General features: G+C 36.3%; 21 protein-coding genes. 7 read left to right on the forward strand and 14 right to left on the reverse strand.

Annotation, left to right across the window (positions count from 1 at the left end; all coding sequences use genetic code 11):
* Both DPQ31_RS16575 and DPQ31_RS16580 read left to right on the forward strand, forming a co-directional pair.
* On the forward strand, positions 1-1,224 hold the full coding sequence (locus tag DPQ31_RS16575; protein WP_208730737.1) for a class I SAM-dependent methyltransferase: 1,224 nt from the start codon (positions 1-3) through the stop codon (positions 1,222-1,224).
* Positions 1,221-2,144: an NAD-dependent epimerase/dehydratase family protein gene (locus DPQ31_RS16580; protein WP_208730738.1), complete on the forward strand. Its 924-nt coding sequence runs from the start codon at positions 1,221-1,223 to the stop codon at positions 2,142-2,144. The genes DPQ31_RS16575 and DPQ31_RS16580 overlap by 4 nt, the downstream gene beginning before the upstream one ends.
* Here the strand turns inward: DPQ31_RS16580 and DPQ31_RS16585 are convergent.
* A complete protein-coding gene (locus DPQ31_RS16585; RefSeq protein ID WP_087970350.1) occupies positions 2,113-2,889 on the reverse strand; it encodes a glycosyltransferase family 2 protein in 777 nt (258 codons plus the stop codon). The genes DPQ31_RS16580 and DPQ31_RS16585 overlap by 32 nt on opposite strands.
* A gap of 360 nt (positions 2,890-3,249) precedes the next feature.
* On the opposite strand from DPQ31_RS16585, the gene DPQ31_RS16590 reads away from it, so the two are divergent.
* On the forward strand, positions 3,250-4,134 hold the full coding sequence (locus DPQ31_RS16590; protein ID WP_097959652.1) for a DMT family transporter: 885 nt from the start codon (positions 3,250-3,252) through the stop codon (positions 4,132-4,134).
* A gap of 50 nt (positions 4,135-4,184) precedes the next feature.
* On the opposite strand, the gene DPQ31_RS16595 is transcribed toward DPQ31_RS16590, so the two are convergent.
* Positions 4,185-5,006, reverse strand: coding sequence for a pentapeptide repeat-containing protein (locus tag DPQ31_RS16595; RefSeq protein ID WP_208730739.1), 822 nt, complete (start codon positions 5,004-5,006; stop codon positions 4,185-4,187).
* A 194-nt stretch (positions 5,007-5,200) separates the two neighbouring features.
* On the opposite strand from DPQ31_RS16595, the gene DPQ31_RS16600 reads away from it, so the two are divergent.
* A complete protein-coding gene (locus tag DPQ31_RS16600; protein ID WP_001162791.1) occupies positions 5,201-5,377 on the forward strand; it encodes a DUF1272 domain-containing protein in 177 nt (58 codons plus the stop codon).
* 66 nt (positions 5,378-5,443) lie between these two features.
* Here the strand turns inward: DPQ31_RS16600 and DPQ31_RS16605 are convergent, their stop codons facing one another.
* From DPQ31_RS16605 to DPQ31_RS16650, 10 genes are all read right to left on the reverse strand, one after another.
* Positions 5,444-6,511 carry a lactonase family protein gene (locus DPQ31_RS16605; protein ID WP_208730740.1) on the reverse strand — a complete coding sequence of 356 codons (1,068 nt, stop codon included), beginning with the start codon at positions 6,509-6,511 and terminating at the stop codon, positions 5,444-5,446.
* Between the two features lie 120 nt (positions 6,512-6,631).
* Positions 6,632-8,173 (reverse strand): gluconokinase, encoded by a 1,542-nt coding sequence (gene gntK, locus DPQ31_RS16610; RefSeq protein WP_208730741.1) that lies wholly within the window; start codon positions 8,171-8,173, stop codon positions 6,632-6,634.
* Positions 8,174-8,303: 130 nt separating this feature from the next.
* Complete coding sequence (gntP, locus tag DPQ31_RS16615; RefSeq protein WP_208730742.1) at positions 8,304-9,629, reverse strand: gluconate permease GntP; 1,326 nt, start codon at positions 9,627-9,629, stop codon at positions 8,304-8,306.
* 371 nt (positions 9,630-10,000) lie between these two features.
* Positions 10,001-10,669 carry a fructose-6-phosphate aldolase gene (gene fsa / locus DPQ31_RS16620; protein ID WP_000667688.1) on the reverse strand — a complete coding sequence of 223 codons (669 nt, stop codon included), beginning with the start codon at positions 10,667-10,669 and terminating at the stop codon, positions 10,001-10,003.
* A 109-nt stretch (positions 10,670-10,778) separates the two neighbouring features.
* Positions 10,779-11,672 carry a phosphogluconate dehydrogenase (NAD(+)-dependent, decarboxylating) gene (gene gnd, locus DPQ31_RS16625; protein ID WP_208730743.1) on the reverse strand — a complete coding sequence of 298 codons (894 nt, stop codon included), beginning with the start codon at positions 11,670-11,672 and terminating at the stop codon, positions 10,779-10,781.
* Positions 11,673-11,784: 112 nt separating this feature from the next.
* Positions 11,785-13,779 carry a transketolase gene (gene tkt, locus DPQ31_RS16630; protein WP_208730744.1) on the reverse strand — a complete coding sequence of 665 codons (1,995 nt, stop codon included), beginning with the start codon at positions 13,777-13,779 and terminating at the stop codon, positions 11,785-11,787.
* A gap of 39 nt (positions 13,780-13,818) precedes the next feature.
* Positions 13,819-15,303: a glucose-6-phosphate dehydrogenase gene (zwf, locus tag DPQ31_RS16635; RefSeq protein ID WP_208730745.1), complete on the reverse strand. Its 1,485-nt coding sequence runs from the start codon at positions 15,301-15,303 to the stop codon at positions 13,819-13,821.
* Between the two features lie 364 nt (positions 15,304-15,667).
* On the reverse strand, positions 15,668-16,216 hold the full coding sequence (locus tag DPQ31_RS16640) for a glucose-6-phosphate dehydrogenase (RefSeq protein ID WP_208730746.1): 549 nt from the start codon (positions 16,214-16,216) through the stop codon (positions 15,668-15,670).
* A 90-nt stretch (positions 16,217-16,306) separates the two neighbouring features.
* Positions 16,307-17,260 carry an NADP-dependent oxidoreductase gene (locus tag DPQ31_RS16645; RefSeq protein ID WP_208730747.1) on the reverse strand — a complete coding sequence of 318 codons (954 nt, stop codon included), beginning with the start codon at positions 17,258-17,260 and terminating at the stop codon, positions 16,307-16,309.
* Positions 17,261-17,273: 13 nt separating this feature from the next.
* On the reverse strand, positions 17,274-18,227 hold the full coding sequence (locus DPQ31_RS16650; protein ID WP_087970380.1) for an LLM class oxidoreductase: 954 nt from the start codon (positions 18,225-18,227) through the stop codon (positions 17,274-17,276).
* 426 nt (positions 18,228-18,653) lie between these two features.
* On the opposite strand from DPQ31_RS16650, the gene DPQ31_RS16655 reads away from it, so the two are divergent.
* Genes DPQ31_RS16655 through DPQ31_RS16665 form a run of 3 tightly spaced genes read left to right on the forward strand, consistent with a single transcriptional unit; the run spans position 18,654 to position 21,101 of the window.
* Positions 18,654-19,058 (forward strand): MerR family transcriptional regulator, encoded by a 405-nt coding sequence (locus tag DPQ31_RS16655; protein WP_208730748.1) that lies wholly within the window; start codon positions 18,654-18,656, stop codon positions 19,056-19,058.
* The gene (locus tag DPQ31_RS16660; RefSeq protein ID WP_208730749.1) at positions 19,048-20,046 is read left to right on the forward strand and encodes an oxidoreductase; all 999 of its coding nucleotides are present in this window, start codon (positions 19,048-19,050) and stop codon (positions 20,044-20,046) included. Before DPQ31_RS16655 ends, DPQ31_RS16660 begins: the two co-directional genes overlap by 11 nt.
* Before the next feature lie 59 nt (positions 20,047-20,105).
* On the forward strand, positions 20,106-21,101 hold the full coding sequence (locus DPQ31_RS16665; protein WP_208730750.1) for a zinc-dependent alcohol dehydrogenase family protein: 996 nt from the start codon (positions 20,106-20,108) through the stop codon (positions 21,099-21,101).
* Positions 21,102-21,300: 199 nt separating this feature from the next.
* On the opposite strand, the gene DPQ31_RS16670 is transcribed toward DPQ31_RS16665, so the two are convergent.
* Positions 21,301-22,095 (reverse strand): SDR family NAD(P)-dependent oxidoreductase, encoded by a 795-nt coding sequence (locus DPQ31_RS16670; protein WP_097959640.1) that lies wholly within the window; start codon positions 22,093-22,095, stop codon positions 21,301-21,303.
* An 839-nt stretch (positions 22,096-22,934) separates the two neighbouring features.
* Positions 22,935-24,632 (reverse strand): M4 family metallopeptidase, encoded by a 1,698-nt coding sequence (locus tag DPQ31_RS16675; RefSeq protein ID WP_208730751.1) that lies wholly within the window; start codon positions 24,630-24,632, stop codon positions 22,935-22,937.
* Positions 24,633-24,789 lie beyond the last annotated feature (157 nt).

The raw sequence follows: 24,789 nt of genomic DNA on the forward strand, positions 1-24,789 counted from the left end.
ATGGAACAGAAAAAATGCCGTTTTTGCCACTCATTACTAACAAATACGTTTTTAGATTTAGGCGTCTCCCCTCTCGCCAACTCATTTATAGCCCCAAAAAACTCATATAAAATGGAACCTTTTTATCCGCTGCACACATTTGTTTGTAATTCTTGTTTACTTGTGCAATTAGATGAATTTGAATCGCCTAATAATATTTTCCATGATTATTTATACTTCAGTTCTTATTCCTCAAGTTGGCTACAGCATGCCAAACAATACGTAGAAATGGCAATTGAGCGATTCCATTTAACGAAAAATTCGCAGGTAATTGAAATCGCAAGTAACGATGGGTATTTATTGCAATACTTTCTTAAAGAAAACATCAATACGTTAGGAATTGAGCCAGCAAAAAATGTAGCAGCAATCGCAATTCAAAAAGGAATTCCTACAAATGTGAACTTTTTCAGTAACGACTTAGCAAAAAAATTACCACAAGCTGATTTAATTATCGCAAATAACGTATTAGCACACGTTCCGAACTTGCATGATTTTGTCGCCGGTTTAAAAACGTTATTAAAACAAGATGGGACGATAACAATTGAATTCCCGCATTTATTAAACCTCATCTCCTTTAAGCAGTTTGATACCATCTACCATGAGCACTTCTCCTATTTCTCACTTATAAGCCTTCAAAAAATTTTAGCTCATCATCATTTACAAATTGTCGATGTAGAAGAACTCTCAACGCACGGTGGTTCATTGCGTATTTTCATAAAACATCTAAGCGCCCAATCAACTATCCATTCCAATGTTACAAATTTAATCCAAAAAGAAGTAGATCACGGGCTAGATACATTAGATTGCTATCTCCTTTTTTCTAAACGAGTGGAACAATTGAAAATAAATATTTTAAAGTTTTTTATTGAAGCGAAAGCTTTAAACAAACAAATTATCGGCTACGGCGCTCCAGCTAAAGGAAACACCCTTTTGAATTATTGCGGGATAGGTAAAGAATTTCTAGCGTATACAGTAGATAAAAATCCTCACAAACAAAATCTCCTTTTACCAGGAACCCGCATTCCAATAAAATCTCCAGAAGAAATAAAACGTACAAAACCTGATTACATTCTCATACTTCCTTGGAATTTGAAAGATGAAATTATGAAAGAATGCTCTTTCATTCGTGAATGGGGCGGCAAATTTTTAGTAACAATACCAGAAGTTGAGGTAATTGAGCCATGAAAAAAATCCTTGTAACAGGCGGTAGTGGATGGATTGGTAAATACGTTGTACATTCTCTTATTCAAAAGGGCTATGAAGTGCACGCCACTTACAATACAAATAAGCCTTCTCACCTTTCTTGCCATTGGCATAAAGTAAACTTACTTTGCGATGAGGAGGTAAAAAAACTCATTTACGACATGAAACCTAGTTATCTCATTCATTTAGCTTGGGAAGCAGTACCGCCAGCATGCTACGTATCCATTAATAATTACTATTGGCTTACATCCAGCATCTCATTGATTCAACACTTCACAACATGCGGTGGAAAGCGAGTCGTCGTTGCAGGTACTGGCGCAGAATATGAATGGTTTAACGGTGTACTATTTGAAGATTCACCCTTACTTTCCTATAAAACCCCGTATTCATTATGTAAAAACACACTACACTCCTGGCTACAAACGTACGCCGAGCAAACAGGCCTCAGCATGTGTTGGGGCCGCATTTTTCATATGTATGGACCTCACGAACAAGGGAATCGGCTCGTTTCTAACATCATCACTTCCTTATTAAAAAATGAGGAAGCACTATGTACACATGGAAAACAATCAAGAGATTTCCTCCATGTGAGCGACGTCGCTGATGCTCTCGTAACAGTATTAGAACGCAATGTTACAGGCACAATCAATATCGCTTCTGGTCACTCTGTACAAATTAAAGAATTAGCTTCTATCATTGCTAAAAAAATAGGAAAAGAAAATTTAATTAAACTAGGCGCTATCCCTTTTCCTAAAGATGAACCTTTATTCGTCGGCGTGAATGTGGAACGTTTAACAACTGAAGTAAACTGGAAACCAACATACGATTTAAATACAGGAATTGAAGAAACAATTTTATGGTGGGAATCATCTATACAAAAACATACCGATATGCAGCACTAAAACGTAAATCTTGCGCTCCTCTCGCTAAATCCTTATACCATTCTTCTAATTTTTCCGGCGTAATAATATGGTGCGTACCCATTCCTCCATGCTTACTAGCTTCAGAAAGTGTCGGACCAATTTGTAACTTTCTCTTTCTCATCGCATCGTTCCACGGACTAAACCCAAACCATAATATACAAGCAAGAGGCGGATAGATCATAGATTCATGCGCTGATAAATGTCTTCCAACCGTATAACTTCCGTGTTCATGATTATGAATAAATCTACCTCTTCTCCATAACGGCCAATCTTCTGGTAAATAACCGTGAAATCGCTGTTTCATTAAAGGGATTCCAAAGTTAAGGTCCGGATAATTATAGTTAGGATCATCAACCATAATAAGCCCTTCCAGCCAATACATCCTCCCTCCCAATTCATTTAGTGATTTCCAAAACTGGTTTTTATCTTGCACACAAAGAAACTCGGTCGTATTTAAAATGATTTTCCAACCTTGTACTTCTTGTTCTACCCTCATCACTTCATGATCTGTCGCATATGCATCAAACTCTGGATTTGTAGAATCTCGCACTTCCCAATGCGGTGCGAATTTTTTACAAATCTCAACCGAACGATCTGTTGAACCTTTATTAATTAAAATGCCATGATCAAACAGTTTCGTATGATGCATAAGCCACCATGGTAATAAATACTCTTCATTGTAAAAATGAGAAATAACAGTTGTAGTTATAACAATCTCCTCCACTTTCTCTATTAATCTACTTTTTCATCCTACTCTTAATATACTTACCAGTTATGTAATTGGTTTCTTTTATTTTAAAAATATGTTTTTCTACCATATACTATGCTTTCTTAGACAACCACCGTTTCCATTCTCTAAAGATTCCACTCCGTACAACAATAAACATCCAAATAAACTGAAAATTAAGTTATAATATCATTATAAAATATGAAGGAGGAATGCACTCATGTACTACAACACTTCATTCGAAAACGATCAACCTGTAGGCCGTCTATAAACTAAGACGGGCATTCATATAACGAATACACTATGCCTCGTCTTAGGGAACTCATAATACCCTAAAAATAGACGGAGGTACTTCAAATGAAACAAACAATTTTAGGTGCTATATGCTTATCACTAGCAGCAAGTATATGGGGCGGTATGTATGTTGTTAGCAAATACGTACTCGACTTTATTCCACCACTGACACTCGTTTGGCTACGCTTTATTATCGCTTTTGTTGTTTTGTATGGTATTTTGAAAATAGCAGAGAAAAAGCAAAAGAAAAAAGTAACCATTCGCAAAAAAGATTGGCTACTCTTCGCTTGGATTGGATTTATCGGATATTTCATTTCAATCACATGTCAATTCATCGGAACAAAATTATCCGACGCCCATACAGGCTCTTTAGTAACATCCGCAACACCTGCATTTATGGTTATATTTGCAGCAATTATTTTAAAAGAAAAGCTAACCGCTCGTAGACTTTTATCTACTATAATAGCGACAATCGGTGTCATTATCGTAATCGGATGGGATATTGAAATTAGCTCCTATTTTATCGGTACCATCATATTAGTGGGGGCCGCTATTACGTGGGCTTTACTATCCATTTATGTAAAAATTGCTTCAGCTCGGTTTTCATCTTTAGTTATTACAACGTACGCCATATTCTTTTCACTCTTTTTTATTACACCTTTTATGATATGGGAACTACAAGCAGCCTCTATCGGAACCGTAAATACGTACGTAATACTAGGCGTATTATATTTAGGAGTCATATCAACGGCAGGTGCCTTTTTCCTTTGGAATAAAGGATTAGAACTAATGGATGCAAGCATCGGTTCCTTATTTTTCTTCTTCCAACCTATCGTCGGATCATTACTTGGCTGGCTCTTATTAAATGAGACATTAAATAATAATTTTTTTATTGGTGGTATTCTTATTATATGTAGCGTTTTCATTACTACTTTTGAAAAGAAATAAAAAAACAGGCAGAGATTCTTAGTCTCTGCCTGTTCGTATAAACTCACTGTTTACGCACTCCAATGCGCGGGACGGGATAACAATTCCGGCAATTTCGTATGTTTATCCCCTTTCGCCGCATTAATTTGAACTTGCGTAAGAAAAATACTATTTGTAAAGTCTGCTCCGCGAACATCTGCATCTCTTAAATCTGCTCCGATGAGATCTGCTCCTCTTAAGTCTGCACCATTTAAGTTCGCTGCAATTAAATAAGCACCCCTTAAATTCGCGCCTTGTAAATTTTTCTTTTTCAGGTTTGCTCCCATAAGATCTGCTCCGCGGTGAATGATTCGTTTCTTACGCGTCGCATTCATTTCCTTCCAAGCTAGCTCACTCGTTTCTAAAAGTAAAACATTTACTTCTGCACGGTGTAATGGAATATTTACTTTCATTAACTCGTCCGCATTTAAATTCGAAAGTCGCTCTGTCTCTTCAATCGCTTTACTTAGTTCTTTATGAATTGGCTGCGTCGCCTTTAATAGAATCGCCTCATTCAAATACCAAAGCATTTCATGGAGCTGATGCATAACCGGAAAAGCATCATACATTTTTCTCGCATGCTTAGCATCTTTCCGCCAATCAATCCCTTTAAACGTAACTTGAGAAATCTTCTGCCCAGCACCGAAACATTCAAATACTGTACAACCTTTATAACCTTTTCCTCTAAGATTTTTATGTATACTACATTTAAAATCTGATTGTAAATTGGAACATGGTTTACCACCATCTTTATTCACTGCAAAATCTACCGATGCTGCGAACGGTAATGCCACGCAACATAGACCGAAGCATTTTTCGCAGTTTGCTTTTAAATGATCGTTATGATTAGTCAAAATGTATACCCCCTGTTGTCTTTTGACTATTTCATAATATTCCAACTGCACAAAATAATCAATTTTAAAATAAATTGGCATCTTTCATTTCAAATCACAACTTTATCATTCGATTTCCTTTCAATTGAAAAAGACTAATTCTACCTAATGAATTATAATTAAATTATAAATTTTCAAACAAAAGGAGAATTAGTATGGCACTAGAAATGAAAACAAACTGTCAAATTTGCGATCAATCGCTCGAGCAAGATTCTGAAGCTTACATTTGTGTATATGAATGTACATTTTGCGCACCATGTACAGAAGAAAGACAAAACGTTTGTCCAAACTGCGGCGGCGAATTAGTACGTAGACCGAAAAAGAAACAGTAAAAAGCAAAGCGATATCGCTTTGCTTTTTACTGTTTTCTGAGTATATGAAATTATATCGAACACAACTTAAACATTTAAAAATTTAACACAAACAGGCTCTGGCACAGCAACATCAGATTGTAAAAGTGTTAACTTTCCTGTAGATTCATCTCTTGAAAATAGCACAAGATTATGTGACTTTTCATTTGTAGCAACAAGAAACTTTTCAGTAGGATCTAATACAAAGTCTCTCGGCCAATTTCCTTCTGTAGATGTATGTTCAATAAATGTAAGCTCACCTGAATTTTGATCTACGCTATAAACAGCGATACTATTATGTCCACGATTACCTGCATATACAAAACGGCCGTCAGAAGAAATATGAATCGCACTTCCTTGACTATTTTCATCAAACTCTGCTGGAATAGTAGAAATATACTGTAATTCTGTAAAGGTCCCTTCTTCCGCATTATATGTTAATACGATAACCTCTGAACTCAGCTCAGTCATCACATACGCATACTTTCCATTCGGATGAAAAGTAATATGTCTCGGCCCACTTCCTGGATTTACAGATAAGCTATTCACTTCTGTTAATGCACTACCTTTTATTTCATACGTAATTATTTTATCTATCCCTAAATCAACGCCCACTACATATTTTTCATCAGGAGTATATCCCGCGTAATGTGCATGTGGTTTTTCTTGTCTTTCTTTATTCGGACCTGAACCTTCATGCGCCATAATAGATGAAGCAGGATTTACAGTTCCATTTTCTTCATTTATTTCAAAAGACTCAATCGTTCCTTTATGGTAATTTGCTGTAACTACCGTATGATTCCCACTATCAACGCTCACATGACAAGGAGACGCCCCTTCTACTACTTGTCTGTTTTCTGCCTTTAACTCTCCAGCTTTACTATCAATTGAATAAGCAGCTACACCACCAGATTCTCCTTCCTTAACAACGGAATAGAGATATTCATTATTTCGGTTAATCGTTACATATGTAGGGTTATCCAGCTTAGCCGCAAGTGTTACATTACTAATTTTTTTTGCTTCTGTGTCTAAAGTAAACTTATATATTCCCTCACTATTTTCTTTCGTATAAGTTCCAACATATCCAATAAACTCTTTGTTATCCTTCATTTTCATAACCCTCTCTCCCTATATTTTTCGTTCATCATACTTCTTAAAATATTTTATGTTGAAAGAGTATCCTAAAAAATCGGAGTACCTCTTTATACGTTACCATATTTTCTTGGTAAATAGCTTTTAAACCCACTTTTTTTGATACGCTGCTATACTTTCATATTCTTCTTCCAAGTGACGGGACAGACGAATATAGATTGGTGTTAAATCTTTATATTTTTCCACACTTTCAATGTTTGGTTCATGGTGGAAATTCGCACCTACCATTTCAGAAACTACATGTAACGTATCTACTTCACCTAAACTATATAAACCGAGGATTGCAGCTCCTAAGCAAGAGCTTTCGAAACTTTCAGGAACATATACGTCTTGATGAAAAATATCCGCCATCATCTGTCTCCAAAGTTCTGACCTTGCAAAACCGCCTGTTGCTTGAATTTTTTTCGGTTCGCCAATTAGCTCTTTTAAAGCGAGAAGAACGGTATATAAGTTATAAATTACTCCTTCTAATACAGCACGAATAAGATGTTCTTTCTTATGATGTAATCCGAGTCCAAAAAAAGATCCTCGCGCATTCGCATTCCATAAAGGAGCTCTTTCCCCTGCTAAATACGGATGAAATAATAAACCGTCAGATCCAGGATTTACTTTTGCTGCTATTTCAGTAAGCACTTCATATGGATCTTTCCCTAAACGCTTCGCAAGCTCAATCTCCGAAGTGCCTAATTGATCACGAGCCCATCTGAAAATCATACCACCGTTATTAACTGGTCCACCGATTACCCAATGGTCTTCAGTTAAGGCATAACAAAAAATTCTACCTTTTGGATCTGTCACAGGACAATTTGTTACAGCACGTATCGCACCGCTTGTACCAATTGTAACAGCCACAACCCCAGGATCTATTGCATTTACGCCTAAATTCGATAGCACTCCATCACTCGCTCCTACTACAAAGGGCGTAGAATCAAGTACATTCATCTCTTTTGCAAGTTCTTCATCTAATCCTATTAAGCTGTGCGTCGTTGGAACAAGTTTAGAAAGCTTTTTATCTGAAATCCCTGCAACACGAAGAGCTTCCTCATCCCATTTTAAAGATTTCAAATTGAACATTCCTGTTGCTGATGCTATAGAATAATCAATTACATATTCTTTATATAACTTATAAAACACATATTCTTTAATAGAAATGAATTTATAACTTTTTGCAAACAATTCTGCCTGCTCATTCTGTAACCAAACTAATTTCGAAAGTGGTGACATCGGATGAATTGGTGTTCCAGTACGCAAATAAATTTCATGACCATTCATATCACTCTTTATTTTCTCTGCCCAGCTTGCACTTCTATTATCTGCCCAAGTGATACATCTCGTTAACGGTTTTCCCTTCTCATCTACAACAATGATACTATGCATTGCCGAACTAAAAGAGACACATAGAATATCATTCGGCTGTACACTACTTGACTGTACAGTTTCTTTAATCGTATTTATTACTGCACGAAAAATTTCTTCTGGGTCTTGTTCTGCTATTTCAGGTGTAGGAGAATATAAAGGATATTCAATTCCATGACTTGCAATAACAGACCCATCAGTAGAAAATAGAACCGATTTTGTACTAGTCGTCCCAATGTCTACACCAATCATATATTTTGTGCTCACCATTTCTTCCTCCTAACAAAAATCCCTATAGTATCCTAATAATATAAAAACCATAAAAATACATTTATTTTATCTATTCATAACGTTTTGTGCTAAAGTTGTCTTTCTAAATTCATATAAAAGTATCCTTATTTTAAACAAACATATCGAGTAATAAAACTCCTCCAAAAGCAATAAATGAAAGTAATGTTTCTAATACTGTCCATGTTTTAAATGTTTCTTTCACTGTTAACCCTAGGTATTCTTTTACCATCCAAAAACCAGCATCGTTTACGTGTGAAAACATAAGTGCTCCTGCACCTGTTGCAATGACGAGTAATTCTAAATTCACACCTGTCGTATTTTCAACGATTGGCGAAACGATACCCGCTGCTGTTGTTAATGCGACTGTCGCTGATCCTGTCGCAATTCGAATTAATCCAGCTACCATAAATGCTAATACAATTGGAGATAGAGCTAAATGCTCAGACATTTGAGCAATAGCATTACCTACGCCACTATCGATAAGAATTTGCTTAAATCCGCCGCCAGCACCAATAATCGCAACAATAGAACCGATTGGTAATAAACTATCTTCTGTTACCTTCTTAATAGCCTTTTTATCGATACCTTGACGAAATCCAAGAAAATAGAAAGCTGCAAAACATGCAATCAATAGCGCAATTATAGGACTACCGATTAATGTGATAATCTTCATTAAAGTATTAGAAAGAGGCACATAAGGAGCTGCTGCAGCTAAAACCATTAACATAACAGGTAACAATATAACTAAAAATGAAACTCCTATTCCTGGTAATTTCGTTGATTTTGTATTTACACGAATCAATTCTGGCTCATTTTCAGGAATTACACGTTTGTGAATCCATTTAGCGAATATAGGACCTGCAATAACCGCTGCAAAAAATGTAATAATGAGTGAATACAATAGTACCTTCCCAAGATTCGCTTTATAAATACCAATTGCAACGATTGCCCCTGGATGCGGAGGAACAAGGCCGTGTACAACAGATAGCCCAGCAATTGCTGGTAATGCTATCAATAAAATATTTTGTTTCGTTGTTTTATGAATAGAAATTACTAACGGCAATAATATTAAAATGCCTACTTCAAAAAACACCGGAATTCCAATAATAAAACCTGCAATTAACATCGCCCATGGTAAGTTTTTTATTCCAAAGGATTTAATAAAGAACTCTGCCACCTGCATTCCAGCACCTGACTCTGCCATCATTTTCCCTAGAATTGTACCTAATACTAAAATACCTACTAAATGCCCGAGAACACTTCCGACTCCCGTTTCATAAGCGCTCACTATTTTATCCATTGGCATTCCAGACATAATTGCTAAAAACAAACTTGCAATCGTTAAACTAATAAACGCATGCCATCTCCACCACGATACTCCTAAAATAACAATTACAATTGATAATAATGTAATCATTAAAAGGTACATATTCATACTCAGTTCCACCCCTCTATGTAAACCCTTTCAAAATTACTATACAATTAAGAGAACTTATATAGTTCTTTCTTGAGTAAGAGATATTTTCACATAATAATGATTTATATAAAAAGAATCTCCCTTATCAGAGATACACGTTAACTACTCTCTCTAATAAGGGGATTTCTCTTTAATAATTATAATGTTATTGTGATACATGCTTCATGCGAGCAAATTTTCCTTCTTCAAAAGTGAATGACACTTTCTTCTCTTACTGTTTTCACGTAGTAAGACTCCTAACTCAGGATCCAAGTTAAACGATGAAGTTACCTAGGAATCTGTCCTCTCATGAAAAGCAATTTTCGGAAAGCCTCCTTCACTTTCATATATTATAATTTAGGTGCTTTCGCCCAATCTGCAGCGAACTTTTCAATACCTTGATCTGTTAATGGATGCATAGCAAGTTGCTCAATTACTTTATAAGGGATTGTTGCAATGTGAGCACCTGCCATCGCTACACGAGTTACATGATCTGGGTGTCTGACAGAAGCTGCAATAATTTGTGTATCTAATTGATGAATATCGAATAGCTCAGCAATTTTCGCAACTAAGAGCACACCATCTTCAGAAATATCATCTAAACGTCCTAAAAATGGAGAAACATACGTTGCACCTGCTCGAGCAGCTAAAAGTGCTTGGTTCACCGTGAAGATAAGTGTAACGTTCGTTTTCACACCTTTTTCAGTAAGATAGCGACAAGCTTCTAATCCTGCTAGCGTCATTGGAAGTTTTATCGTGACGTTTTTATCGCCACCGTTAATTTTAATTAATTCTTCTGCTTGAGCAATCATTTCTTCAGCTGTAACAGCATCTGGCGTTACTTCTGCCGAAACAGACTCAACTTTAGGTACTGCCTGACAAATTTCTGCGATACGGTCTTCAAACTTAACGCCCTCTTTTGCTACTAAAGAAGGATTCGTTGTAACACCAGCTAAAACTCCAAGTTTATATGCTTTTTTTATGTCCTCAAGATTTGCAGTATCAATAAAAAATTTCATGATCAATTCCCTCCAGTTTTTAAACGTTGATGAGTTACATGTTTAATATGCTTATCCCGTAAAAGCCCGATTGGTGTGGAATAAAGCCCCTACTTATTAAAGTTTCACTTTATTTCTTTTCTACAGCATGTCCGCCAAATTCATTGCGCAGAGCTGCTACTACTTTTCCTGTAAATGTATCATTGTCTAATGAGCGATAGCGCATTAATAACGACATTGCGATAACAGGAGTTGCTGTTTGAAGATCTAATGCTGTTTCTACTGTCCATTTTCCTTCACCAGAAGAATGCATAACACCCTTAATTTCATCCAGTTTTGCATCTTTAGAAAATGCATTTTCTGTTAATTCCATTAACCATGAACGGATTACTGAACCGTTGTTCCATACTTTTGATACTTTTTCATAATCGTAGTCAAATTCACTTTTCTCTAGGATCTCAAATCCTTCACCAATAGCAGCCATCATACCGTATTCAATTCCGTTGTGAACCATTTTTAAGAAGTGACCACTACCAGCTTTTCCGGCATATAAGAATCCATTTTCTACAGCAGTATCGCGGAAGATAGGTTCAACGATGTCCCAAGCTTCTTGATCTCCTCCGATCATGTAACAAGCACCATTACGAGCGCCTTCCATTCCGCCAGAAGTTCCTGCATCCATAAAGTGAATGCCATCTTTCTTTAGTTGCTCATATCGGCGAATAGACTCTTTATAATGTGAATTACCCGCTTCAATTAAAATATCTCCTTTTGAAAGCAATGGCGTAACCTCATCAATAACAGAATCAACAACAGCGTGTGGTACCATAACCCAAAGAATTCTTGGTGATTGTAATGACTGAACAAGTTCTTTTAAACTTGATACACCTGTAGCCCCGTACTCTTTCATTTCTTCCACTGCACTCGTATTTAAATCGAATGCTGCTACTTCATGTTTATGATCCATTAAATTTTTCCCTAAATTTAATCCCATTTTACCTAAACCAATTAATCCTACTTGCATAATATAATTCCTCCTCAAATCATCTTTTATTAAAAATTCATATCACTACGATTTTGAATACCTTTCAGCACTGATAAGTTGATCTGTCCAGAAAGGTATTCACAGTCATAGCTTAAGAATTCAATACATTTTTTGTAATTTGAACAACATTTTCTGTCGTAAATCCAAATAGATTCATGACTTCAGCCCCAGTTCCTGAAGCTCCAAATGTTTCAATCGATAATATTTTTCCTTCTTGTCCTACATAACGCTCCCAACCGAGAGATACACCCATCTCAAGAGATACTCGTTTCGTTACAGAAGACGGAAGAACGGATTCTTTATATTCTTTCGATTGGTGATCGAATAGCTCCCAGCTTGGCATTGCAACGATACGAACAGAGACATTGTCTTCTTCTAGTTTCGCTTTTGCATTAGCAGCTAAGGATACTTCAGAACCTGTCGCAATTAAAATCACATCCGGATTTTCATTCGTTTGTGCTAATACGTAAGCGCCTTTAGAAAGATTCTCTATGTTCGCTTTCGTTTCATGAAACACCGGTAAATTTTGACGGCTGAGTACTAAAACGACTGGACCATCCGTTTGCTGTAAAGCATAAGCCCACGCACTTGCTGTTTCATTTGCATCTGATGGGCGGATAACTGTTAAACCAGGAATTGCCCGAAGAGCTGCCAATTGTTCAATTGGTTCATGCGTTGGACCATCTTCTCCTACAGCGATCGAATCATGTGTGAATACGTAAGTAACAGGTAACTTTTGCAATGCAGCCAGTCGAATAGACGGACGAAGGTAATCATTAAATACAAAGAATGTACTTACGAACGGTTTTACTCCTCCATGAAGAGCCAGTCCATTCGCTGCCGCGCCCATTGCATGTTCACGTACACCGAAATATATATTTCGGCCAGCATACGATTCTACCGCATACACTGCTTCACCTTTTATATCTGTCATCGTAGAATGAGAAAGATCTGCACTTCCACCGAAAATAGAAGGAATCGATTTCACATAATGATTAATAGCTTCCCCACTTGCAACACGAGTTGAAATCGTTTTTTCAGTATCGAAGGATAAAATGTCTTTCGCTTCGATTAAAACTTCACCTGTAATCGCTTTTTCTAATTCATCTGCTAGTGCAGGGTTTGACTCTCTGTATAAGTTGAACCGCTCATTCCAGTCATGTTCTTTTTCAATACCTTTTTGTTTCAGTTCATTAAAATGAGCGGTTACTTCTTCAGGTACAAAAAAGTCTTCTTCATAATGCCAACCATACACTTGTTTTGTCGCTGTCGCTTCTTCTACTCCAAGCGGGTTACCATGTGCTTTGTTCGTTCCAGCAACTTTTGGACTTCCGTAACCTATAATGGTTCTAATTTCTATAAGAGTAGGTTGGTCCGTATTGTCTTTCGCTAATTGAATCGCTTTTGTAATCGCATCAACATCGTTTCCATCTTCAACTCTTACATATTGCCAATGTGCAGATTCTACCCTTTTCTGCATATCTTCAGAGAAAGCAATGTTTAATTCACCATCAAGTGAAATTTCATTTGAATCATACAGCACAATTAACTTGCCAAGTTTCATATGTCCTGCCATTGACATCGCTTCATAAGCGACACCTTCCATTAAATCACCGTCTCCAACTAAAGCGTACGTATTGTGATCTATAATAGAGTGACCATCCTTATTAAACTTCGCTGCTAAATGCGCTTCTGCCATTGCCATTCCGACAGCATTGGCAATCCCTTGCCCTAACGGTCCTGTAGTTGCTTCAACTCCTGAAGTGTGACCAAACTCAGGATGTCCTGGCGTTTTACTATTTAATTTTCTGAAGTTTTTCAAGTCATCAATTGAAACGTCATATCCAGCTAAATGAAGTAGGCTATATAATAAGCTAGATCCATGTCCCGCCGATAAAACGAAGCGATCACGGTTAAACCATTTTGGATGATTAGGATTATGATTTAAATGATTCGCCCATAATGCATAAGTCATTGGCGCTGCTCCCATCGGAAGACCTGGATGACCTGAATTTGCCGCATTAATAGCATCAATTGATAACGTACGAATTGTATTCACTGCTAATTGATTTATGTTTTGTGTCATAGTAATCGTCCCCCTAAATGCTTTCATGAAAGAAAGTACCTATTTTTTCGTTTCTTGATCTAACCACCATTTAAATTCACTTTCTTGCAATAGTTCATTAGACGCATCTGGACCATATGAACCCGACTCATATTCATGAAGTGGTAATAAGTTTTCTTCGAATGCTTCAAGAATTGGTTGTACCCATTCCCATGACAATTCAACTTCTCTCCAATGTGCAAAGAATGTAGCGTCTCCACTCACAGCATCATGAATGAGTCTTTCATACGCTTCAGGTACTCCCACATCCGCTTGCTCACAAGTAAAGTTAATACGCATCGGTTCAATTTCTCCATTTTTCAATGGATTTTTACTATTTAACTGTAATGAAACGTTCTCACCTGGGCTAATTTCAATTATTAACAAGTTAGGTGCTGCATTTGGATTACTATCTTGATATTGCTGTTTTAACGTATTTTTAAATTCGATTACAATACGAGTAGACTTTTCTTTCATTCGTTTGCCTGTTCGTATATAAAAGGGAACGCCAGTCCAAAATGGATTATCGATCCACAAGCGAGCAGCAATAAATGTGTCTATGTTAGAAGAAGGATTTACTCCTGGCTCCTCTTTATATGCTACAACTTGTTGACCGTTTATCTCACCTGCACCATATTGTCCGCGAATGATATGGTTTTGAACGTCTTCTTTTTTCACTTTACGAAGCGTCTCCATTACCTTTCGCTTTTCCTCTCGAATTTCACATGCGTTAATTTTTTCCGGCAGATTCATAGCAGTCATCATTAATATTTGTAACATATGATTTTGAACCATATCACGAATGGCTCCTGCATGATCATAATATCCGGCTCTTTCTTCAACCCCAACTGTTTCACTAGCTGTGATTTGTACATTCGCTATATGTTCTTTATTCCAAATCGATTGGAGAACAGGATTTGCAAATTCTAGTGCTTCAAGGTTTTGAATCATCGGTTTACCTAAATAGTGATCAATACGGTATATCTCGTCTTCTTCAAACGTGCGACTAAGCTTATCATTAAGCTCACGAGCAGATGTAAGGTCGTGCCCAAACGGTTTCTCAATCATCAGGCGTTTCCATCCATCTGTTTTATCAAGTCCGCTTTCCTTAATATTTAAAGCAATGGTCTCGAAAAATTCAGGAGCAACTGAAAGATAGAACATTCTATTTCCTTTTATATGTAGTTCTTCTTCCCTTTCACGAACGACTTGTAATAACCTCTCATAGTCTTCCGGCTTACTCACATCTAATGGACAATAGCGAAAGTTATCTAAAAAACCTTCGAGTTCCGGAGTACCTTCTTCCCTCTGACGAGAAAACGTCTCTATTGATTCTTTTATTCTTTCTTGAAAATCTTCATGAGATACTTGACGTCTTCCAAGCCCGATAACAGATATTTGCTTTGGAAGCTTTTGATCTCTATATAAGTTATATAGCGCGGGGTAAATTTTGCGTTTCGCTAAGTCCCCTGTCGCTCCAAATAAAACAAAGGTCATTGATTCCAAGTTCAGTCCCCCTCTTGTTGTATAATCCTCGTCAATATACTAAAAATGAATTGTACAGAAGCTCATACTCTTATACTTCCTGTTTTATAAAAAACAAAGAGTTATCTAATTCCAATTCTTTTTATACCTTTCGCTCTCTCATTGTCCCCAATATTAATAGTGGCAATTCAAAGCATTTCTACTACAACTTACTTATTTATAGAATTTAACGAAACATTTTATATTTGATTACTTTTAGTAATTAAATAATCTTATGTATAGTATATTAACCACATAAATTATTATCGTCAATAAAAATGTCTTGAATTAAATACTATTTATTTCGTAATACTTTTCTAAGTGTATTCCTAGTTACCATTCATTTTCAAAGATAATGATCGATATAATAAATATCAGTTTCGTCAAAATATTCAATTAATTTTTCGTTAAACTCGCGAGCAGACGTTACATTATAATCAAAAGACTTCTCTATAATAAGACGGTTTAATCCTTTTGTAGCCCACAATCCACTTTCCTTAATATTTAAAGCAATGACATCAAATACTTCTGGTATAACAGATAGGTAAAACATGCGGTTTTCAGGAATGTTTAATTCTATTTCACGCCTCTTTACAAGACTCAACAAATCTTGATAGTCCTCTATATTCGCTGTATCTAATTGACAATAACGAAATGTGCTAATAAATTCTTCTACTCCTGATTCGTCATCAGTAGATTTTCTAGAAAATGTAGTAAGGGATTGTCCTACTATTGTTTGAAATTCCACATCTGACATTCCCCTTCTGCCAATACCGATAATCGAAAGAGATTGCGGTATATTTTCATTACTAAATAGTTTGTATAAAGCAGGGTAAATTTTGCGTTTCGCTAAATCCCCTGTCGCTCCGAATAAAAGAAATGTCATTGAATCCATTTGCTATCTCCCTTTTTAAAACAATTGCTAGAAAAGAATATATTAGCTCATTCGCTACTTAGCACAACGCTCTCTCTAAATCCTCATACTTTACCAATGTTTCTTTAATACAATTTTGCCAAGAGCACGTTCTGACTCACTTATGTGGTGTGCTTTTTTTACGCCTTCTACATGTAAAGGCAACACATGTGTTACAACAGGTTTAATCTTCCAGTCCTCAATTAATTCTGTAATAAGAGAAAGTTCATATCCGTTAGGTTCAGTAAATATATGGTCACTCTGAATATTTTTCTCTCTTGCTATTTCAGTTTGCGGAATTTCCATACCTTTCGGACCATAGATAGACGCTAACTTTCCATTTGGTGCAAGTACTTTATAACTATCCTTTAGTACATCCTCGCCTAACACATCAAATACAATATTGTAATTATGCAAAAGCGAAGAAAAGTCTTCCGTTTTGTAATCAATGACAGTATCAGCTCCTAGATCCTTTACAAACTGCATGTTTTTCGTACTAGTCGTAGTTGCAACATGTGCACCGAAGCTTTTTGCTAGTTGAATAGCAAACGTACCAATCCCGCCAGATCCAGCATGAATTAAAACCTTATTACCCTTTTGAACATTAGCGAATTTCACTAAACTTTGCCAACTTGTCAATCCTACAAGAGGGATTGATGCCGCTTCTTCAAAGGATAGATTTCTCGGCTTTTTCGCTACGTACTTCTCATCTACTGCCACATACTCTGCATAAGCGCCATTTCGTTCAATATCCGGACGACTATATACTTCATCCCCCACTTTACATGCTGTAACGTTCGGCCCTATAGCAGCAACTACCCCTGCAACATCCCATCCTAAAACGAGCGGGAATTCATAAGAAATTACGTCTTGAAGTAAACCTTCGCGTATTTTCCAATCCACGGGATTTACACCAGCTGCATATACTTCAATCAGTACATCGTTGTCTCCCAATAGCGGTGTCTGCATTTCAATCTCTTGTAGTACACTTTTATCTCCATATTGCATAAGTCCTATCGCTTTCATTCTTTACACTCCTTTACAATGCTGGAAAATGAGGTAGCACTTCTTCTCCTAGCTCATCTAACACTTCATTAGCCGGGCGTTGACCATCAAATAAAGCAAGGAATAAATGATTTACACCAATACTTTTATATATATCAAGTAATTCAATTAGCGCCTTACGCCCTGTACGGTAACCTAAACGTATTGGTGTAGGACGTTCATTTGGATCTTCCGATAAGTCTAAATGCATCGGTTGTATAAATGGTTTGAATACATCTGGATGATAATCCTCTACTCGTTCTCTCCATTGTCCAATTGCTGCTGCTTGATGTACCGGACTACGTGGGTAATACATCCATCCATCACCATGTTCAGCGAACCAGTCCATATTTTGCTGACTAAAACCTGTAATAAAGGTTGGAACACGTTTAGACGGTTTTGGAACTAAATTTGCACCATGCACTTCTCCTAGTGTCGACTCAATTGTTGGGAAGTTTTTATACAAAATCTCTTCCAAGTAAGCAAATGCTTCTCTAAACTTTTCACCTCGTGTTTCATGACTAACACCTAACGCTTTGAAATCGGCACGTCTGTCACCAGATGAAACGCCAAGCATAATTCTTTCTGGAAATAGTTGATCTAATGTAGCAATTTCTTTTGCTACACGCAATGGATGACGAAGTGACAACACTGTTGCCGACGTTCCAAATGCGATTTTCTCTGTCTTGCTTGCTAAATATGTCAAATAAATCATCATATCGTAAATTTGACCTGTTGCAGGATCACCAAAGTCAGGGTCTTGCAGCAATACATCGCGAAGCCATACACCTGTAAAACCGTATTGTTCCGCTTTTTGTACTAACTCTACTTGTTTTTCCATCGTTGGAGCATGAAACTGATAATTTTCAATCGGAATGTGAACTCCTAACGTAAGTTGATCTTTCGCAAACATACGATTATATCCAAAATGATTCGCAAACTTTTCCATGTGTTTCACTCACTCACTTTCCTTCATTCATATAAATCTATACTTTTCTTTTCTCTTGATATTTCTTTTCAAATTTCATAGGCAATGCTGTAGCACCACGTTGTTGTCGATTGTAATCGTTATAACTTTCTTTGTGCTACGAGTATTATTATAAATCGGTCATAACATGAATAACAGTACGTACTTTAAAGTGATGTAGGCACTTTTAAGTACCTATACTACATGCTTGCTTATCACTTTCAGCACTAATTCATGCTACACAAAATAACAATTCCCTTTCCTTCAGCAACTTCCAAAGTTGCTTTTGCATGTGCGCTACACTATTTCATGCAATCTCCTTCTCTTTATAAAAATTCCTCAAACAAAATGATTGACTTGGAGTTAACTTCAAGTCATACACTTGTAGTGAAAGGAGTGTAATTACAAATGAACAATATATTCACAATATCAGATGTTGCAAAAAAAACAGGATTAAGTACAGATACAATTAGATACTACGAAAAAATTAACCTTCTTCCCCCAGCTAATAGAAATGGGAATAATAATAGGCAATATGTTCAATTAGATATCGATCGAATACTTTTCATTAATCATCTAAAAAGAACACAAATGCCATTAAATAAAATACAAGAATATATGAAATTTTCACGAGAAAAAAACGATGAAGTTTGCAAAACAATACTTGAGGAACATCAAAAACAAATCACAATACAACTAACGAATTTGCAAGCAACTTTAGATATTATAAATTATAAAATTACTCACTTTGAGCGTATAAAAACAGGGAAAGTTAATGAAGGAACGGAGATGGAGTTACACAATGAACAATAATAATGAAAACACAATTCAAAAACCAATTTATTCTGGATTCGGTGCAAGAACTACCGCCAAAGAGGCTCTAGGTGGAAAAGATTTAAGCGGAAAGATAGCTATTGTAACTGGAGGATATTCAGGATTAGGACTTGAAATCACGCGCGTACTTGCGGAAGCTGGCGCTACAGTTATCGTACCAGCCAGAAGAATAGAACAAGCTCAAGAAGCTACTGCAAATATTCCGCGGGTGGAATTGGAAAAACTAGATCTTATTGATCCTAATTCTATAGATGCTTTTGCAAATAGATTTCTTAGTACTGGACGTCCACTACATATTTTAGTAAACGGCGCAGGAATAATGGCTAACCCATTAAAACGCGATGTACGAGGATATGAATCCCAGTTCGCAACAAATCATTTAGGTCATTTCCAATTAACAGCAAGACTTTGGCCCGCTTTAGTTAAAGCAAATGGAGCAAGAGTTGTATCAGTTAGTTCGCGCGGTCATCGTATTTGTGGTGTTGATTATAACGATCCAAACTTTACAAATCGTCATTACGACAAATGGCAAGCTTACGGACAATCCAAAACAGCAAATGCATTATTTGCGGTCGAATTAGATAAACGTGGTAAAGAATTTCATGTACGTGCATTCTCTGCCCACCCTGGAACAATCGTCACAAGTTTATCTCGAAATTTAACTGATGAAGAAATGCGTTCAATGGGAGCACTGGACGAGCATGGAAATCGAGCTTTAATAAAATACGATGAAGAATTTAAAAGTATCCCAGAAGGGGCCGCTACAATTGTATGGTGCGCCGTAAACGATCAACTTGATGACAAAGGTGGCGTGTATTGCGAAAATGTTGATATTGCAGAAGCTGTTTCTGCTGACAATCCAGAGCCATCAGGAGTTAGACCTTGGGCTAGTAATACAGACTATGCAGACATGCTTTGGGAATTAAGTGAAACGCTAACCGGCGTTCATTTTTTAACTAAATCATAATATTATACTTATTTTTTGTACTTTGCTATGCTATAACCACGAACAGGAGGTAAGGATTAATGAAAGCACAAATTATCCATTCTTTTGGAGATTCATCTGTATTTCAATTAGAAGAAGTTGCAAAACCGAAACTTTTACCTGGTCATGTTCTAATCCATGTAAAAGCAACTAGTGTAAATCCAATCGATACGAAAATGCGCAGTGGCGCTGTTTCATCAGTTGCTCCTGGATTTCCATCTATATTACACGGGGACGTCGCTGGTATTGTTATAGAAGTCGGCGAAGGTGTTTCGAAATTCAAAGCTGGCGATGAAGTATACGGGTGTGCCGGAGGTTTTAAAGAAACTGGTGGTGCACTTGCAGAGTCTATGCTTGCTGATACGCGATTAATTGCTCACAAACCTAACAATATAACAATGGAAGAAGCAGCAGCTCTACCATTAGTTGCAATTACAGCTTGGGAATCTTTATTTGATCGTGCAAATATTACATCTGGTCAAAATGTACTCATTCATGGAGCAACTGGTGGCGTAGGACACGTAGCCATTCAATTAGCTAAATGGGCTGGTGCTAAAGTTTTTACAACAGCTTCTCAGCAGAAAAAAATTGAAATAGCTCATCGTCTGGGAGCTGACGTAGCTATTAATTATAAAGAAGAATCTGTTCAAGAATATGTGCAAAAACATACGAATGGCAACGGATTTGAAGTTATATTTGATACAGTAGGTGGCAAGAATCTCGATCGTTCTTTTGAAGCTGCTGCAGTCAATGGAACTGTCGTAACAATTGCAGCTCGTTCAACCCATGACCTCTCTCCTTTACACGCAAAAGGACTCTCTCTGCACGTTACTTTTATGGCGTTAAAAATATTACATACAGATAAACGTGACGCTTGTGGGGAAATTTTAAATAAACTAACGCAAATAGTAGAAGAAGGAAAACTTCGCCCATTGCTAGATTCGAAAACTTTTACGTTTGATGAAGTTGCACAAGCACATGAGTATTTGGAATCAAATAAAGCAATAGGAAAAATAGTCTTGAAAAACGTTTGGTAACGTTCACTAAATAATACAAATAACAAATATTTGTTGTTTGAAAATAACAGCGAAATTGCTTTAAACCACCTTATCTTTTTCTTAAGAGATGACACAACGCTAAACACTTTTCCTCCTTTACAACAAGTAAAAAATAACAGCCGAATTTTTCTTATAGTAGAAAAATTCGGCTGTTTTCATACCGCAATTTGCTTTTTTATTAAAATACACTACGTACTAATCCCCCGTCTATTCGCAACGCGGAACCATTAATCGCTGAGGAAAGTGGGCTACTTAAGAAAGTGACAAGATTGGCAATTTCTTCTGGTCGAATAAGTCTTTGAATAATAGAGGTTGGTCGATTCTCTTTCATAAATCGCTTCTCAGCTTCTTCTATTGTCAATTGCTCATTAGGATACAGACTATTTAACATAGTCTCCACTCCTTCCGTTAAAGTCGAACCAGGCATTATAGTATTAACAGTCACATTCGTTCCTGTCGTCAGCTCAGCTAAACTGCGAGAAAGTGAGAGTTGCATCGTTTTAGTCGCACTATAATGAGCCATTTCTTGAGATGGCATAATAGCTGCTTCGCTAGCAATAAAAATAACTCTTCCTTCTTTTCTTTCAATCATTTTTTTTAAATACGAGCGAGTAAGTCGAACACCACTCATAATATTGACTTCAAAAAATTTAAACCAATCTTCATCAGGAATATCAAAATATTCTACAGGTTCAAAAATTCCTAAGTTGTTAATAAGAATGTCTACTTCAGGGTACTTTTCAATCACATTTTGGCACCCTTGTTCTGTTCCTAAATCAGCTACTACGGGTTGAAGGATAGCATCAGGATACTGCGCTCGAATTTCTTTTATCGTTTGATTAACATTTTCTTCACGACGTCCATTAATAAGTACAGTAGCTCCTTCTGCTACTAATGAAGTGGCAATTGCTTTTCCAATCCCTGCCGTAGATCCAGTAACCAGTGCTGTTTTTCCTTTTAATTGCATATGCATATAGATCCCTCCAAATTCATGTGCTAAATGATTGACTTACGTTGGAATAAATAATTACGTTTATATTGTCATTCACTTCTCTTATCTTTAACATAAAATAAGCAAATCCACCCTTTTTTCGAAAGAGTATAAAGTGAAACTTTAATCAGTGGGGGGGGTTTTTCATCCCCCACTGATTATTAGTTGAACCAATCGGGCTTTTACGGGCAGTTGATCCCCCACCTAACTTCTTTGCTTCCGCTGAATTTTGAGGTGGGGGTCTTACTGCCCGTTAATGCGGGATAAACGAAAATTATGTAGCTATGCACTCTATACTGAATTAGAAATCGAATTTATCAGCATTTTGATCTACTCGATAATTCTGATTCAAATCATTGTAATGTTAAAAAATCAAATCAACAGCAGAGTAAAGCTAAAACCAACTAGTAAATACCATTATGATCTATATTAACTAGAAAGAAAATTACGCACTTTAAAGTTCCATAGGAACAAAAAAGTGCCCTATATACTATAATTTCTAACTTTTTATATTTACTAAGGTAGTATCCTTTTCTATCATAAAAAAGAGTGTAAAATTATACATTCTTACATACAGTTATAGGATTATTTTTTATCCTAATTAACTAAAAACCATATAACATAAAGTGAAACTTTAATCAGCCCGACCCCCACCTAACTTCTTTGCTTCCGCTGAATTTTGAGGCGGGGTCTTACTGCCTGGCAAATAGCGGGATAACATTCTAAAAAAACTTGCAGAAAAATTCTACAAGTTTTTTGTCTACATATACAAATCAATCATTATATTAAAATAAAAGGGGTTGCAATTCATCACAATAATATTAAATATAAGCTGCTTTAAAGGCTTGTTGGACAGCTTGTACTTCTAATGAGTCTTTACCATATAAATTCGTTGCTACACGAATACAAGCTTCTTTTAATTCTTTAAAATCAGAAGTCATATTTAATTCATCTGTATTTGCATAATAAAAAATATCAAACATTTTATCTTCTCCAATGCCATGTACGTTTACTCCATTATGATTTCCACCACTAGCAATTAAATAAGCTACTTTATTAATAATGCTAGAGTTCGTGTGTACACCACCATAATCATGGTCAGCATCAATAGGTAAATTGTTATAATGTCTATAATCTTCTGGATATCTAGAAGAGATAGATGATGGGTTTTTCATATCTCTAAATATACGACCTGATTGTTCCCCCATTGTCCAATTGAACTTTCCGTTATTTGCATACTTTTCAACTGCTACTCCTAAAATATCAGATAGAGCCTCATTAATGGCACCAGCTTCTCCTGCGTACTCAAGTCCAGACTCATTTTTTGTAACCGCGTGTGTAAACTCATGTCCTGCCACATCAAATGCTCTAACAATTGGATCTCCATATACTAGCATAGCCCCATTGCTAAATGCATTAAACCACTGCTTAGGATTCCCTATATTCTTACCATTTGTATTCCAGCCATGAACGACAGAAATTACTTTTTGCCCATTATTATCAAAGCTGTTTCGGCTGTATTTTTCTTGATAAAAATCATATACTTTCGTTGCTAAATAATGTGCACTAACTGCTTTAGGATCTGTAAAATTTGTAGAATTACTTGTTACTAAATCATCCAAATAACCCCATACATTTCTTCTATAATTATTATAATCTTTATAATTCGCAGTATACGTTTCAATTCCCTTACCACGAGAATAATCTGCAAGAGTGTACGTTCCATCACTTCGTTGTGAAATTCCAAATGTACGATTCATACCTAAGTCATCTTTTCCTGTGCCTGTTAATTTAGAAGGATCTTGTGATTTATTTGATGTTGCGGATTGAACAATACTGCTGTCTACTTGTATACCCAATTTTTGAACGAGTTCTTTTAATAGATCCCCAACAAAAGCATCAATTAATACCGTACCAGATACATATTCAGGTGTAGATGCACTAAAAGTAATTTGATATGCGTTTGTAGCTTTATTTGTATTTTCATCTACATATACCACTTGTTTAATTTCTGTTTCTTCAACAAATGTGAGATTATCCCCATAGATTTTAAAAAGCTGCTTCTTTGCATCCTCTTCTGATAGAGTAATAGGTTGTTTCAAATCTTCTTGTTGTTGTAGATCTTGGGCACTATCCCCCGAAACACTCGTAAGGACACCATCATCATTAATATGTGCTGTTAGTTGATATCCGTATACATCACGTCCTTCATATGTTTGTTGAAGACGCACCAATGTAGTACCATCATAAGATTTACGACTTTGCGTAACATTATAATTAACTTTTGATTCCGTGTTAATTTGCTTTGATGATAATGCTTGTTCTGTTTTCCCTTTCAGCGCATCCTTCGCTACATTTTCTGCTGATTTTTGAGAAGGTGCTGTTAAATTACCTGTTCGGAACGTATCCTCCTTTGTTTCCACTTTTAAATCTTCTGTTGCCGCATGTACTCCTCCATAAGGCATAATCGCCGATAACACCACTCCTGTAGTTAAACCTACCTTTACGAAATTCTTCATATTTTTACCCCTTTTTAATCGTATTATTAAATTAAATAAATGTATTTTACAATTTTAAGCTTAGATAAAAATTTTAACTATAGCCAATCGATTTTACATACCTCTATATACATAGGTTAATAGATTGGTTTGCTACTTTTTAGATTCAATTCATTTC

Source organism: Bacillus sp. COPE52 (assembly GCF_003355115.1).
Lineage (GTDB): Bacteria > Bacillota > Bacilli > Bacillales > Bacillaceae_G > Bacillus_A > Bacillus_A toyonensis.